This window comes from Parasediminibacterium paludis (assembly GCF_042651445.1).
Classification (GTDB): Bacteria; Bacteroidota; Bacteroidia; order Chitinophagales; family Chitinophagaceae; genus Parasediminibacterium; species Parasediminibacterium paludis.
In genome coordinates, this window is sequence record NZ_JBHSDC010000012.1 from 362,432 (window position 1) to 377,650 (window position 15,219).

The following is a 15,219-nucleotide window of genomic DNA, read 5'->3' on the forward strand; positions in this document are numbered from 1 at the left end:
ATCTGTCAGTACGCTTGTTTTAAGGTTATTTACCAGTAAAGTTTTTTATGGTAATTGTAAAAAATACCTTTTGGAACTGCCAAAGTAATAAATATTTCCTTAGCGACTTTATTTCTATGTTATAATTTTGATAAAAAATTGATAAAATTATCAACTGGTTCTTTACATGTATAGTTTTCACATACGTAAAATACTGTTTCTCTTGAAAATTCTTTACCTTCTAGTAGCGGAAATCCCGTCTCGAAAAAAACAGCAGTTTGTAAAATTTTATTAGGTAAAAATACTTGTAACAATGGCTTTACATATTTTTCAACATTTGAACCTGTTGCTACAATTTCCTTTAAGCCATTTGTTTCCATCTGCACCAAACTTGCCCACACACCAAACGATGTAGGATATCTAATTATTGCTGTGCCAAGGTTTTGTACTACATCTATCGCATGTTCACGCCAGTTTGGCTTATTGAACATAATGCCTAAATACAATAAATTATTCGCCATTATAGCATTGCCAGATGGCACAGCACCATCGTATACTTCTTTTTTTCGCACTATCACATCTTGTTGATGCTGATGCGTGTAATAAAAGAAACCTGTGTCTGCTTCTACAAAATTTTCAACCACGTATTCAGCAATATCTTTTGCCTTTGTTAAATATATCGATTCGCTAGTTACTTCTTGCAAATGAATACATGCTTGAATGAAATAGGCGTAGTCGTCTAAAAAAGCAGGAATTTTAGCTTGGCCATTTTTGAAAGTATGGTAGAGTGAACCATCATTTGCAGTAAAGGCTTGAACCAAAAACTGATAATTATTCATGGCTAACCGCTTATAGTGTTCTACACCTGTTGCAGCATAAGCCTTGCACAAAGCAGTTATGGTTAATGCATTCCAACCTAGCAATATTTTATCATCAAGCTGCGGACGAATTCTTTTGCTACGCTGCGCAAATAATATGGCATTGCAACGCTCTATGATGGCTTTTAAATCTTGCGCCTCTATCGCCTTATTTTCTGCAAAATCTTGCAACGGCTCTTGTACCCACAAAATATTTGTATGCTCCCAATTCCCCTCTGCCGTTATATTATAATATTCGCAATATAAAGCACTATTATTGCCTAATAAAGCGTCCACTTCCTCTTTAGACCATGTGTAAAACTTACCTTCAACACCTTCGCTGTCTGCATCTAAAGCGCTATAAAAGCCACCACTGATATCCAACATCTCTCTTTCAATAAACCCAATGGTTTGTTCAATAACTTCTGCGTAAAGTTTATTATTCGTTAGCTGAAATGCTTCAGCCATAACACCAACCAAAAGCGCATTATCGTATAGCATCTTCTCAAAATGTGGCGCTAGCCATCTGTTATCGGTACTATATCTTGCAAAACCACCGCCAAGCTGGTCGTAAATACCGCCATTAATCATTTTATCTAAACTTAACAAAGCTTGCTGTAAAGCCGCTTCGTCTTTTGTAAAATGATAATGCCTCAGTAGATATTGGATAGAGAATGTTTGTGGGAATTTGGGCGCATTACCAAAGCCTCCCCATTCTGTATCTGCTTGCTTCAAAATATTATCAGCAATCAAAGCCAAGTTTTCTTGTGTAAAAATGGAAGGCTTTTCCGCCTCACCAACTTTACCAATGCCAAAAGTATTGGCATTAAGTAAATGGTTCATTAAATTATCTGCTTGCGCTTCTATTTCATGTTTCTTCTCTTGGAAAGATTGATTAATGGCATGCAAGGTTTCTTTCCAGCTCATTCTGTTGTAAGCCCTCACAGGCGGAAAATAGGTGCCGCCATAAAAAGGCTTGCAATCTGGCATTAAAAACACATTTAGCGGCCAGCCACCACTACCAGTCAAAGCCTGAACAGCATCCATGTAAATGTGGTCTAAATCTGGTCGCTCTTCTCTGTCTATCTTAATATTGATAAAGTAATCGTTCATAATTTGCGCCGTGCCTTCATCTTCAAAACTTTCTCTTTCCATAACATGACACCAATGACAAGCTGCATAACCGATACTTACTAGAATAGGCTTATTTTCATCTTTGGCTTTTTGCAAAGCAATGTCGCCCCAAGGCATCCAATTAACAGGATTATGGGCATGTTGCAACAAGTATGGGCTTGTTTCGTGTATCAGTTGGTTGGTATGTTGGTGCGCCATTATGCAGGTGTGATGTGTATTACGTTAGTCGTAAAAATGAAACGTAACACTTTAACAAGATACAGAGGTATTTGTTATTGTGTATTGATGTTAAAATAATTTATTGTTAACATATTGTAAAAGCCAAAAACTAGCTTTTATAACGTATTACTCACCTTTTTAGTTGCTTCAATATTTTTCAATAAACAGCGCAGGTTGGTATAAAAAAAGGTTCCAACCAGATAGATTGGAACCTTTTTAAACGGCGAAAGATTTTATGCTTCTTCACTAGACTGTGGTACTTCTGTAGCTACTGGAGCAGCTTCTACTTTACGTACTACAGGAACATTTCTGCGGTCTTTTTGCGATTTTTTGTGAGCATCGCTACGACGCAAAATGTTGGCCTCGTGCTCGTCATGCCAAGCTTGGAATTTAATCATTGCTTGTGCATCATCAAACAAACCAAGTTTTACACCACGTAGTAAGTGCTTCAAGAACAATACGCCTTTGAAAGACAAGATACGACGAACAGTATCAGTAGGTTGTGCACCCTTGTGCAACCATTCTAATGCTTTTTGACGATCTAATTGAATTGTAGCAGGTACTGTAAGTGGGTTGTAAGTACCAATTTTTTGGATGAATTTACCATCTCTCGGTGCGCGACCATCAGCAACTACTATAAAGTAGAATGGGCGTTTTTTGCTACCGTGTCTTTGTAGTCTCATTTTTACTGCCATGTTAAATAGAAATTTAGTGGCGTTAACAAATATTGTTTATCCGATTATAAAATCGAGCAGCAAAAATAAATACGAAAACATTATCTACCAAGTTTAAAAACTCATTTTTTGTTAAATATTAACCCATCATACCTCAAAAAATACCTGTAATGAAGGCTGCCATTGCGTTACGCACAGATAGCAACATTTTTCTGCTATCAAATAATAATGTGCAAGTAATTTTTAGTTTGCATTAATAAAAAATCATATAACCAACTTTCACAAGTAAATTATTTACCAAATACTTTTTTGCCGCCCACTACCGTAAGCAAAGGTTTTATTGCTAAAATATTAGATGCATTCGCCTGCATAATATCATTATCAAGAAGTATAAAATCTGCTTTTTTACCCACTTCTAAACTGCCAATTTCTTGTTCTAAAAAACCTGCTTTTGCAGCCCAAATAGTCATACCTCTTAAGGTTTCTTCTTTTGTCAATCCATTATTCATTTGAAAACCACCATCTGGAAATTGTTTAGCGTCTTGCCTAAAAACTGCTGCTAAAAATGTTTTAAATGGACTAATATCTTCTACAGGAAAATCAGTACCTAAAGGCAGCCAACCATTTTGTTGCAGCAATTGCTTATAAGCATAAGCAGCTTTTATGCGCACGTTGCCCAAGCGCTCTGAGGCCCAATACATATCGCTAGTAGCATGGGTAGGCTGGACAGAGGGCACTACACTTGCGCTACCAAATAAATTAAAGTCAGCCTCATTAAGCACTTGTGCATGTTCAATACGCCAACGTTTATCGTTCTTGCCTTTTAAATACTTGTTATAAATAGTCAATATTTCTCTATTAGCACTATCCCCAATTGCGTGAGTACACATTTGAAATTTGGTATTTATCAGCAAAGCCGCCACACTATCATAATGCGCTTTTGTATTTAGCAAAAAGCCCGTCCAATTTGGCTTATCGCTATATGGCTGTAGCAAACAGGCACCACGGCTACCCAAAGCCCCATCGGCGTAAACTTTAAAGCCATTTACAAATAACTTGTCTGTTTTGTAAGGCCCTTTTTGTAAATAGTGATTGTAATTTTCTGTCGCATCGCTTAGCATTACAAACATGCGCATGTTTAATTTGCCTTCTTTTTGTAGCGCATCAATTTTTTCCACATCATCGTACATTAACCCACAGTCAGTAACCGTGGTAAGCCCTTGTGCAAAGCAATTATCTTGCGCTGCCAACAACCATTTTTCATAATCGGCTTTCGTAGCAATTGGCATTTTGGAAGCTACTAATCCTTTTGCATTATCTATTAAAATACCTGTCAATTTTCCGCTCTTTACTTCTACCTCACCACCAGTTAATGTTGCGCCAGCATTTACACCCGCCATGTCTAATGCCTTTTGATTAGCAATGGCAGCATGACCATCTACACGGGTTAAAAAAACAGGCTTATTAGGAAAGAGTTCATTCAACTTATCATTAGTTGGATATTGCTTATCTGGAAATTTATTTTGATCCCAACCACGGCCTTTTATCCAAGGTTCATCAGGATGTTTTGCTGCAAATTCTTGCACACGACTTTCGACTTCGTCCCAAGTGTTGCAACCAAATAAATTTACCTGAAACAAACTTTGCCCATACCCTAAAAAATGCGCGTGAGCATCTATAAATCCGGGATATACCGGCTTTCCTTGAGCGTTAATGGTTTCTTTTGCGCCAAAGCGATTAAGAATGTCTTCATTTTTACCAGTAGCTACAATTTTCCCATCTTTTACTGCCATTGCTTCAGTAATAGTAAAGGCGCTATCTACCGTGTAAATAACTGCATTGTGAACAATGGTATCTACTTCTGTTTTCGATTCACAAGCTACAAAAGCCATCAATAGGCTATAAATAAAAAACTTTCTCATGCATTAAAGTTGCAGAGAAAGTTTTAATTATTGGCAAAATAGTAAGCTTCTTATGATGGATGACCTACAAAATGATTATTTTAATAAATCGCAAGGCTTTAAACCTGTATGCTTTTTAAAGGCCGCAGAAAAATGCGAAATAGATGAATAGCCCAAAAGCGCCGAAACATCTGTAACGCTTAAGGCTTTTTCGTACAACAAATATTTTGCATGTTCCATGCGTTGTTGTTGATAAAAATCAAAAATAGTTGTTCCAAATATTTCTTTAAAACCCTTTTTTACATAGCACTCATTCATAGCTACTTTACGGCTCAATTCTTTAATCGTAATTGGATCGCCAATGTGTTGCAGTAAAATTTCTCTTGCTTTGTAAATGCCTTCGCGACTGCGCTCGTCTTCTAAAAACTTGCAGCTAAAACCTTCTTCTTTTTCGTCTACCAAACAGTCTAAACTGTACAATAACAGTTCATGTACTTTAGCATTAATAAAAATATTTTCTAATGCGCCTGTATAACTGTGGTTAAGTAATGCGTCGAGCGTATTGCGCTTTTTACTACATAAAGGAAACATTTTGGTAAAAGCATTAGGATGCTTAAAAGCCAATACTTCATCTTTACGATTACTCACTTTTACATTGTGTGTAAACTGGTATAAAAAAGCAGATGAAAAATGAAATGTAAACACATCCACGGTTATCTGTTCCCCTTTACAATTGGTAGGTTGGTCTTTACAAAAAGAACAACTTTTCTCATAGCAATATTTATTACCCGTAGTGCAGTAACGAAGTTCTAAATAATTGTTTTCTGGCTTACCAGCGTCATAATGATACACCATCATTCCTGTATCTTCTGCAACCCAGGGATGTTGTGCATAATAGCGATTAATATTATAACTAATAGATCCCGGAATATGTTGCTCTTTATGATACAACAAATCCATACTTGGCTCAATACCACCTCTATGAGCCAATTTTAAGATATCGTGTACTTGTGGCATAGGCGATGTTTGTATATGCAAATATATGTAGCTACATGGAAATTGCCAACTAGTGTTCCTTTAACATAGAATAAATAGCATATTTATACACTAAAATGACGGCTGCATGACAAAAGAAATGTTAATCACGATAGTTTAAAGCTGGTTTTCTATCGCCCAAAAGCGCCTTATATTGATAATTGCCCAATTGCTGTTTAAATTCTTGTGTTGCTTTATCTATCAACAGCGGGCTAGAGTATAAATCAATAGCTGTTAACGCCATTGTTTTAGCTGCCACCATCATTCCTTTAATACCAATATCGGTACCACCACAAGCCACAGCTTGCCAGCTATGGGCAGGTACACCTGGTACCCAAGTAGCAGCACTCATACCTACAGTAGGTACTACATAACTTACATCGCCTACATCTGTACTACCACCACCAGCATCAGGACTTATGCTTAAAGGTTTTATTGCCGTTGCTACACTTAAATCTGGAGCTGGAAACGTAAAAGAAGCTTGTATTTTTTTGGCAAAAGCAATTTCATCTGGCGTATAATTCACGCCACCTACTTTTTCTAAATCTTTTTGCATCACCTCACCAAGGGTTTTGTTTAAAAGTAGGTCGTGCGTACCGCCAATAATTTCATAATCAACCGTTGTACCCGTACCCAAAGCAGCACCTTTGGCAGCATTAACCACCCGCTCAAAAATATCTTTTACTTGGTCTCTTTTAGGATGACGGACATAGTAATATACTTCAGCAAAGTCTGGCACCACATTAGGCGCTTTACCACCATTGGTAATTACATAATGAATGCGTGTTTCTTGAGGAATATGTTCACGCATCATGTTTACCATATAATCCATACTTTCTACACCATCTAATGCGCTTCTACCTCTCTCTGGTGCTGCTGCTGCATGGGCAGATAAGCCATGAAAGCGAAACTTGGCAGATGAATTGGCTAAAGCACTTGTCATAGTTACTTCATTAGCGTTACCTGGATGCCAATGAATAACCACATCAACGTTGTTAAACAAGCCTGCACGAACCATATACACTTTGCCACTACCACCTTCTTCTGCTGGGCAGCCATACAATTTAATAGTGCCTTTCAATTTACCCTCTACCATTAATTTTTTTAGTTCGATTGCAGCAGCAACACTAGCTGTACCAAATAAATGGTGACCGCAAGCGTGACCTGCATTTTGGCCTTCGATAGTAGATTTTTCCGGAATAGCGGCTTGTGCCAAACCTGGCAATGCATCAAATTCTGCCAATATGCCAATAACAGGCTTACCACTACCATAAGTGGCCACAAAAGCTGTGGGGATTTCTGCTACTCCCGATTCTACTGTAAAGCCATTATCGCTTAATGTTTTTTGATGTAAAGCCGAACTTTTTACTTCCTTGTAACCAACTTCTGCATAATTCCAAATTTGAAGGGCAACTTTCTTGTAATCGTCGTATTTAGCTTGAATATCATTCACAGCTTGATCTTTTATAATCTCAGTATTTTTTGTCTGCGCATTGATTATACCAACCATCAATAAAGCAGAGAAAAAAAAGTACATTTTTTGCATAGTAGGAAAGGTTTTAATTATTAATCAATTTTTTCTTTTAATAAAGCTCTTAAGTCATGTCTAAAATCATCGCTCATATTATCTTTTGGCACAAGAAAAAAAGATTTAGCATCAAAATATAAATGGAAGAAATGAGGGCTCTCAAAAAACATTATGATTTTGCTCCAAGGCCAATCTACATAACCTACATCACTAATAAGCTTTATTTGATGTTCAGAGAAATAAATGGTAAAACTTTCCTTAAAAGTGGTGGCTTTATTGTAAATACTATATGGTAAAAGGTACCACACACTTAGCATCATAACTAACCAAATAATGGTGCCCAACAAAAAAGGCTCAGGCCTTACTTTATGAAAATAAAAAAGCGCAGCAGCTACCACAGCAAATACATTTACCACAATCATCATCCACTTGATTTCGGGTCTCGCGATAAAGTGGTAGCGCAAAGCTTGAAGCGTTTTCTTTTTATCGTATGAAAATGATACCTGCATGATGTAATGAATATTGCTTGTAAATGTAAAGGGTAAAATAATGCTGATACGTATAAAGCTAATAAAGTGTACAAAAAAGCCCTGTAATACTAGGATAACGCTGCTATAATTTTAGCAAATGACAAATGCGTTGAACCTTGTAATAATGGGCAAAAAAGAAATTGAATTACTTTTTTTCTAATACTAAAACCACCTTATTAAAGTCAGCAGCAGCATTAATTACTTTTTTAAAATCTTCAAATTGTTCAAGCGGATAGTTTACTTCATGGTAGGTTTCATTAATAATTACATCAAGCACATTACCATTTAAAGTGTATTTACTTATAAAACCCATTGTAACAATACCATCTTTTTTAAACGAGATATCCATGTTTAAGTCGTTAAGATTTTTTACACTATAGCCTTCAGGTATAGTAATTTTTATGGTTCTATCTAGCACATGCGGAAACTCTAAATCAGCAGGAATTACCCTAGGTTTTTCTTGGTACATCTGCACTTGATTACCCAACATCTCGCCTACTTTTAATAGCACTTTGTTACCTGCATTTTCCAGTAAATCTGTTGTTGTTATATCGCCATAAATGGTTAACGGCTTATTTGAATTAAAACTTGCAAAGTCACTATTTTCTACTTTTATATTTGTAATATCAGTGCTCTTTCCAGCATTCTTTATAATCTCTTTGTTTACTTCATCTTGCTTATCCTTTGGCAAAAAATTATAAATTGGTCTATACCCATAAGCACCATAACCTAATAGAATCTGCTTATTTTTAATAAATAATGTATCCAGCGACGAATTAAACCTTACTTCCTCTTCCATATTCACAGCATGCTTATCAAATGGTTCCATTTCAATATCACCAAAAGTGCCAACTGCAGTTTTAAGGTTACCAATAGTAATTTCCTTCAAAAACAAACCTCTTGTTGCTGCCTCGAAAGGTGGTACAAATGGATAACGACATATTTTAGAAGCTGGACTAATATACTTACCCGTTTGTGGAAAATAAAGTAATGTTTTTTCTATGCGATTCCAGTTGGCAAGTTCTTCATCTAAGGGTAATTCATCCCTTACAGATGGAAAGACTATTTGAAACTTGATACCTATTTTTTGAAATAAATTAGTCATCAAACGGGTGATACCATCATTACTCGCATTGTGAGACTCAAGGATGGTTTTTATGTCCATGCTATTACCTCTAGCTAATTCGTCATCGATGTTAAAGCCTTGTTTGATAAAGTTTTCGATGTACATTATTTTAGCTTCGTCTGTACCATAAACAGCTAGGTTAAGTGTGCCAATAAACTTATCAAGGGCTTTATTTTCTTTATCGTCCAGTGTTGTAAAATTGTTATATGCACGCTTTGAAAACTCTTTCCAAGTATTAATTTCAACATCTTTACCTAGGTTAGCGTTATAGCTTAATTTATAGTCTACCCGTTGCATATAAGGCCTAGGATTTGCATACTTTGTGTCTGATATCTCCTTGATTAAACTAGACGTACCAGTTATATATCTTGTTTTATCAATTAAGGTATCTTTTGTAACCGTAAAACCATTGAAGCCTTTCGCATCAAATACCACGGTAGAAGGATACGCTAAAAGAAAATTAGCTTTTTCACATGGTACAGCTGTAGATTGAAAAATTTCTGTACCAAAAAAATCGGGTGATTTTTTTACTGTATATGCATACTCAATTTCTGCACCTTTTTCTACACCTTCAAGCGCAAATAGTTTGTAGCGCACACCTTCCTCCTCAACTTCTTTTATTTTATCCTCGGGCAAGACTTGCACATTACCGTTCGGTAAAATAGTTCGAGCCTTTACATCTTCTAAAACGGTATTTTTATAAATAGGTACATAAATTTTATTAAACATTTCAATACCTTTATCATTAACAACTTTTACTAACTTGTAGTTCCTTTGAAACTCAAACACATCTTTCTCTACAAACTTATATTCGATAATACGTGTATCATTTAAATAAACAGCATCTGCTTGCTTAAGCGCTTCGCTATTGTAAGTATGTATTACTGGCTTTGCTTGCCAAGGTAACTCAACATTATAAGGACTATTTTGTGCAGAAACTCTGATAGCGAACAACGCTATTGTTAATGTAAATAATGGCTTTGGCAAAAAAGAAATTAGCTGCATAGTTTATTGTTTCTTCAGAACAACTTGTTCTTTGTATTGGGTTAATAATTTTTGAATAATGCTATTCCATTGATTAAATTGTTGTGGCTGCACCATATCCACTTTATATACAATTTCTTGCATGGCAGTAATCGTATTATTTGAATTTGTATATTGAATTTTGATATCAAAAATATCGTTTGACTGCGAAAAATTTTTTGGTTGGTAGCTTACCGTATAACCTGGAGGTAGCGTTAAAATAGTAAATTGCCTAATGGTATTTTTATAGTCATTTTCGATACCCACTTTTCGCTTCGCTGTATCGATAATGGAGTTTACAAAAAGCTTTTCAAGATTTAAGTTGATATACATTTCATCGGCTATTTTTTTACCATAATCAGGCACTTCAAAGTCTGCTTTTATATTCACCGCTTTGTCACGAGGATTTGGTTTTGAAATACTATAGTTTCCCATGATAAACTTATTACTTGCTTTACCCATTCTATATTTTACATACTCTCTTTCATCATCACCTTGTTTGTACAATAATGTATTCATAGCATCTACACCAAAATAGCCATTATAATGCACTGACATATTTCCTTTGATACCTTTATCGGTAAAAGTGATAAAAGTGCTATCGATTATAGTATTTTTAGACGCATCAATAACAGGCACTTCAAGAACTTTATATTCGGTCTCGTTAATAGCCACTAATGCCTGTTTGCCTTGTGTGAATCCGCTTGGAAATCCAAAAATACAATTAGGATCTGTACCATCTAAGAAGTACCACTGACCATCAATTTTTGCAGTACTAATCATGTGATTGTCTACACATGGCAAATACACTTCTGTATGCTTGTAAGGAATATCCCTAGTGCCAATCCATGTATAGTAAGCCTCTATACCTGCTATACGCAGCAATGTGGTAATCAAGCTACTCATATCTTTACAATCACCATATTTTTTAGTACACACATCAACAGCTTGTCTTGGCGTAAAACCTTCTAACCCCTGCTCAAAAGCAATATATTTAATATTGCTTTGTACCCACTCATACAAGCGCATCGCTTTTTCCTTTTGTGATGTAGCCCCTTTTATAACACTATCTACCAAAGCCTGCAAAGTATCAGACCTTGTAATGTTTACATTTTTTAAAAAACTGTAATTCCATTTGTATAAATCATCCAAAGAAGATAACACATTTTGATCTTTATCGTCCACCTTATAAGAGGCAATATACATTAACACATGCGGCTGATAGTAAGCAGAAGCAGGGGCGTTACTATATCTATCTGTAGTAGTAACATGTTGCGCAGAAAATTCCCAATAATTCGTTTTCCCTTTGCGGTATTGCGTCATTTTAATGGTACTGTCATTATTGTTATTGATGATAAATTTTACTTCGACATCAACTGGTGCTGAAACTGTATAATTAAATTTATCTACTGGCATATAGTTGTAAAAGTGAAAGGATGGCAGAAGATGAATATCCTGTAATACTTGCTTTTCTTGCACCACACAGATAGCGCCTTTACTTACCTGAGGAAAATCAAAACTTGTTTCTTTAACATCATCGTAAAATACACCACTTGAGCGAGAGTCTTGTGTTTTAAAATCTACCACTTTTACTTTTTTAAACCTATTACCATCGGGTACTTTGGTAAACGCTTCTAGTGATTTAAGTTCGTTAAAATGGCTATGATATATTTTGTACTTATTATATAAACCTTGAGCTTTTTCATCTAAAATTACGAACTCATTTTCTTCTTCACTTTCGGCACTTAGGTTACCACTGTTTAGCTTAATATTTACCGTTTTACTACAATTGGTAAATACTGCAAGCTGGCCAGGATATTGTTGCAGCAAGGCTTCTACATTTTGAGCATACAAAGTATTGGCAGCAACAAGCAGAGATACTGCCATTATTAATTTTATCATATTAAACATTCTAATCTAATTTTAACGCACATTATTTCACAGTTAATAAACTTCCAAAGAAATATTGTTTGGTTTCTTTCAAAGTACCATTTGCGTCATATACTTTATAAGTACCATTTAGGGCGCCATTATACCAGTTTTCTTCAGTTTTTAAACTACCATTTGCATTATACGTTTTTCTTATGCCATGTAAATTATCGTAAAGATAATTTTCTTCTTTCTCTAGCTGACCATTTGAATAGTACACTTTTTTTACGCCGTTATCGCTATTATAAGTTCTTGTACCAATAACAAATGGTTTACCACTTGTGTAGTAAAAATTGCGAGTGCCATTTACATAACCAATTTCTACATCAATTTCTGCACTAGGTATACCATTTTTGAAGAAGGCTTTTATTTTACCAGTACCATTTGTTAAAGTTATTTTAGGCAATAAGGTACCATCTTTACCCATGTATGTGTAAGACTCTATAATGTTCTCTTTATAGTTGAGTACGAGGGCAATTTCATTATTATCTGCATAAAAAGTATAACTGCCATTAAGGTTACCGCCCTGATAGGTAATGACCTTATCTAAACTGCCATCTTGCTTGTAGTTTGTTTCTATACCAGTCTCTTCACCATTTAAATAAGTTTCAGAAAAGTTAAGGTTACCGTTGTCAAAATAATATTTCCATACACCAACTGGTTCATTAAATGCATACCCACCTTCGATGTAAACTTTCCCATTTTCATAAAAGGTTTTATAAGCCCCTTGACGATAGCCATAATTAAAGTTTTCTATTTTACTTATAGTGCCGTTTGTTCTATAAGTTTTATATTCGCCATGCTTAAAATTGTGTTCATAACTAGCATCTAATAAAGGTGTACCGTCAATATTTTTCCATTTTAAAATACCATTACCTTTTGTTAAATCTACATTCGCAATAACCCTACCTAAAGTATCAAACTGTTGTGTTTTCTTAAACCAATCATAGCTAAATTCAGACTCATAATCCATTTTGCCATTAGCGTAATAATATTGGCTATAACCATATTGCTTATCGTTTAAGTAATAGATTTTATTTTCTATTACGCCTAACTGGTTGTATGAAATATGCGTGCCTTGTCGCTGGCCATTTACAAACCAACCTTCACTTTTTAGTATCCCATTTTTATGATAAAACTTAAAATAACCATCTGCTTCATCATCTTTATAGGTGCCTTCTTCTTGCTTATTGCCATTTAAAAAGTAGGTGGTACGACTGCCATTTAACAAACCATTTTTATAATTAGCTTCTGCGCTTATTTTCCCATTTTTATAATAATAGGTTGCCTTACCCTCTCTATCACCATCTTTGGCAAAAAAACCTTCGTTTGTTTTATTACCATCAGCATCATAAAACACAATATTAGCATCGCCCTTCCGACTTGTCGTATTAGCAATGGTTTCACCTTTTTTATTAAAAAATTTGATATCTCTCAATCGGCCTTTTTCAAATACTATCTCACAGTATTTTTTACCGTCATCGTCAAACTCTTCTTCAAGGCCTTCCAGCTTACCTTTTTTATATACTTCTATTCTTTCCACTTTACCATTTTGATAATAGGTAGTTTGCTCGCCTTCAAGACTACCAGCCACATAGCTATTCTTAGCTTTTATTTTTCCATCATTATAAAATTCTTTCCATTCGCCATCACGTTTTCCTTTTACTATGTTGCCTTGAAGTTTTAATGTACCATCTTCAAAAAACTCTTTATAACTACCCTCTTGGAAACCATCGGTATAGTTGATAGAAGTAGATACTTTACTATTCAAATGATAATTGAAATTTTCTCCATCGTACTTATCATTCAAATATTTACCAGCCGATGTTAGATAACCACTTGTATTATAGTACTTATAATCACCATTTTTAACGCCAGCTTTAAAGTTTTCTTCGCTGCGTTTGATACCATTAAAGTACCAACTTTCTACTTTGCCTTCTTCTTTGTCATCGATATAGTTACTGATGCTATACAATAAGCCGTTAGTATGCCATACAGTTGATTGGCCCTCTGCCTTCCCATTTTTGAACATACTATTTTCTTTCAAAACCCCATCATTATAGTAAAAGTTCCATTCACCTTCTCTATTACCATCATCGTTGTATTTGCCTTTGGCAGAAACCTTACCATTATCATTATAAAATTCCCAATACCCTTTTAATATTTTTTTGCCTTTAGCGTCAAGTTCATATTGCCCTTTCCCATAAACATTGCCATCATCAAAAATATAACGCTCTTTTACAGCTTCTCTCGCTGTTTGCTGTAAGGTGCGTGTGCAGCGTATTTCATCCAAATAATTCGTTGCAACGTCAAATAATTTTTGTAGTTCTTTTTTATTACGCTTATTGTAATCTTGTACCGATTTTATGTTTAAATTGCTAAACATATAAAAAACCATTGGTTCTAATAGTTGCTCTTTATACATGTTTTGATATAATGGCACATAGTATTGCATCCAAAAACCTTTATCACTTGCATTATATTCTAACTTTTCCATTAGTACTTGCAATTGTCTTACAATGCCATCTTCTAAGTCTACATTCAATTTATATTTCTTGTCTAAAGCGAGCTTACTTGTAATAATTTCTTGCGCTACCTCAAAGTCGTCTTGATTAGAAGCTTTATGAAGTTTTATATATCCTGCAATGTCTTTGTTTATGGCACTTATGGCCGATAAATAACCCACAATATTGTTTGCATATTTATTGCTAGGATTAATTAGTAAATTAGTTGTAAAACTTAGCATTGCTTGCGGCAAATTACCTTGCTCCATGGCAATTTTACCTAAAAAATAATGCGCGGAAGCATGATATGAATTAATTAAAATTGTATTCTGAAAGCAAGCAGTTGCGTCTTTATACTTTTTCTGTTTATAATATACAACACCTTTATTAAACCAAGCGCTATATTGATTAGGATACTTAGACAATATGGTATCGTACACAGCAATAGCTTCATCTTGCCTTCCTAGTTCATCTAATGTATTAGCCAAAACAGCATAAAATTTAGCGTCTTGAAAGGGAAATAATCTTAGGCCTTCTAAGGCGTAGTTTTTGGCTGCTTCAAAACTACTATCGGCATACGCAGATAAAGCCATTTCATAAAGTACCGTATTGTAGTTAGTGTCGCTTTTAGGCACTTGTGTATATAATGCTAATGCGTCTTTGTATTTATTGTCATCATGAAGCTTTATACCCTTCTTTAAAATATCACCACTATTAACGAGTTCGATATTTTCTTGTGCCATTACTATAGCGCAAAAAAGAAAAAAACAAAATGTAACA

The 15,219-nt window shown here is 35.0% G+C and carries 9 protein-coding genes; all 9 read right to left on the reverse strand.

Features of this window, described 5'->3' with window-relative positions:
- Positions 1-119 precede the first annotated feature (119 nt).
- On the reverse strand, positions 120-2,168 hold the full coding sequence (locus ACFOW1_RS08330; protein WP_379013531.1) for a thioredoxin domain-containing protein: 2,049 nt from the start codon (positions 2,166-2,168) through the stop codon (positions 120-122).
- Between the two features lie 254 nt (positions 2,169-2,422).
- Positions 2,423-2,884 (reverse strand): 30S ribosomal protein S16, encoded by a 462-nt coding sequence (gene rpsP / locus ACFOW1_RS08335; RefSeq protein WP_379013533.1) that lies wholly within the window; start codon positions 2,882-2,884, stop codon positions 2,423-2,425.
- 269 nt (positions 2,885-3,153) lie between these two features.
- A complete protein-coding gene (locus ACFOW1_RS08340; protein WP_379013534.1) occupies positions 3,154-4,785 on the reverse strand; it encodes an amidohydrolase in 1,632 nt (543 codons plus the stop codon).
- 75 nt (positions 4,786-4,860) lie between these two features.
- A complete protein-coding gene (locus ACFOW1_RS08345; protein WP_379013536.1) occupies positions 4,861-5,781 on the reverse strand; it encodes a helix-turn-helix domain-containing protein in 921 nt (306 codons plus the stop codon).
- 121 nt (positions 5,782-5,902) lie between these two features.
- Positions 5,903-7,345, reverse strand: a complete 1,443-nt coding sequence (locus tag ACFOW1_RS08350) for an amidohydrolase (protein ID WP_379013538.1) — start codon at positions 7,343-7,345, stop codon at positions 5,903-5,905.
- Between the two features lie 20 nt (positions 7,346-7,365).
- Positions 7,366-7,836, reverse strand: a complete 471-nt coding sequence (locus ACFOW1_RS08355; RefSeq protein WP_379013540.1) for a YcxB family protein — start codon at positions 7,834-7,836, stop codon at positions 7,366-7,368.
- A gap of 166 nt (positions 7,837-8,002) precedes the next feature.
- Positions 8,003-9,988: a DUF3857 domain-containing protein gene (locus tag ACFOW1_RS08360; protein ID WP_379013541.1), complete on the reverse strand. Its 1,986-nt coding sequence runs from the start codon at positions 9,986-9,988 to the stop codon at positions 8,003-8,005.
- A gap of 3 nt (positions 9,989-9,991) precedes the next feature.
- Entirely contained in the window at positions 9,992-11,908 is a 1,917-nt protein-coding gene (locus ACFOW1_RS08365) for a transglutaminase domain-containing protein (protein ID WP_379013543.1), read from the reverse strand.
- Positions 11,909-11,939: 31 nt separating this feature from the next.
- Complete coding sequence (locus tag ACFOW1_RS08370; RefSeq protein WP_379013544.1) at positions 11,940-15,182, reverse strand: tetratricopeptide repeat protein; 3,243 nt, start codon at positions 15,180-15,182, stop codon at positions 11,940-11,942.
- Positions 15,183-15,219: the final 37 nt, after the last annotated feature.

What these genes read in the sequence shown, in the direction of transcription:
- ACFOW1_RS08345 (WP_379013536.1), bottom strand. Translation starts at nt 5,781, where the DNA reads ATGCCACAAGTACACGATATCTTAAAATTGGCTCATAGAGGTGGTATT.
- ACFOW1_RS08350 (WP_379013538.1), bottom strand. Translation starts at nt 7,345, where the DNA reads ATGCAAAAAATGTACTTTTTTTTCTCTGCTTTATTGATGGTTGGTATA.
- rpsP (WP_379013533.1), bottom strand. Translation starts at nt 2,884, where the DNA reads ATGGCAGTAAAAATGAGACTACAAAGACACGGTAGCAAAAAACGCCCA.
- ACFOW1_RS08370 (WP_379013544.1), bottom strand. Translation starts at nt 15,182, where the DNA reads ATGGCACAAGAAAATATCGAACTCGTTAATAGTGGTGATATTTTAAAG.
- ACFOW1_RS08365 (WP_379013543.1), bottom strand. Translation starts at nt 11,908, where the DNA reads ATGATAAAATTAATAATGGCAGTATCTCTGCTTGTTGCTGCCAATACT.
- ACFOW1_RS08340 (WP_379013534.1), bottom strand. Translation starts at nt 4,785, where the DNA reads ATGAGAAAGTTTTTTATTTATAGCCTATTGATGGCTTTTGTAGCTTGT.
- ACFOW1_RS08330 (WP_379013531.1), bottom strand. Translation starts at nt 2,168, where the DNA reads ATGGCGCACCAACATACCAACCAACTGATACACGAAACAAGCCCATAC.
- ACFOW1_RS08360 (WP_379013541.1), bottom strand. Translation starts at nt 9,988, where the DNA reads ATGCAGCTAATTTCTTTTTTGCCAAAGCCATTATTTACATTAACAATA.
- ACFOW1_RS08355 (WP_379013540.1), bottom strand. Translation starts at nt 7,836, where the DNA reads ATGCAGGTATCATTTTCATACGATAAAAAGAAAACGCTTCAAGCTTTG.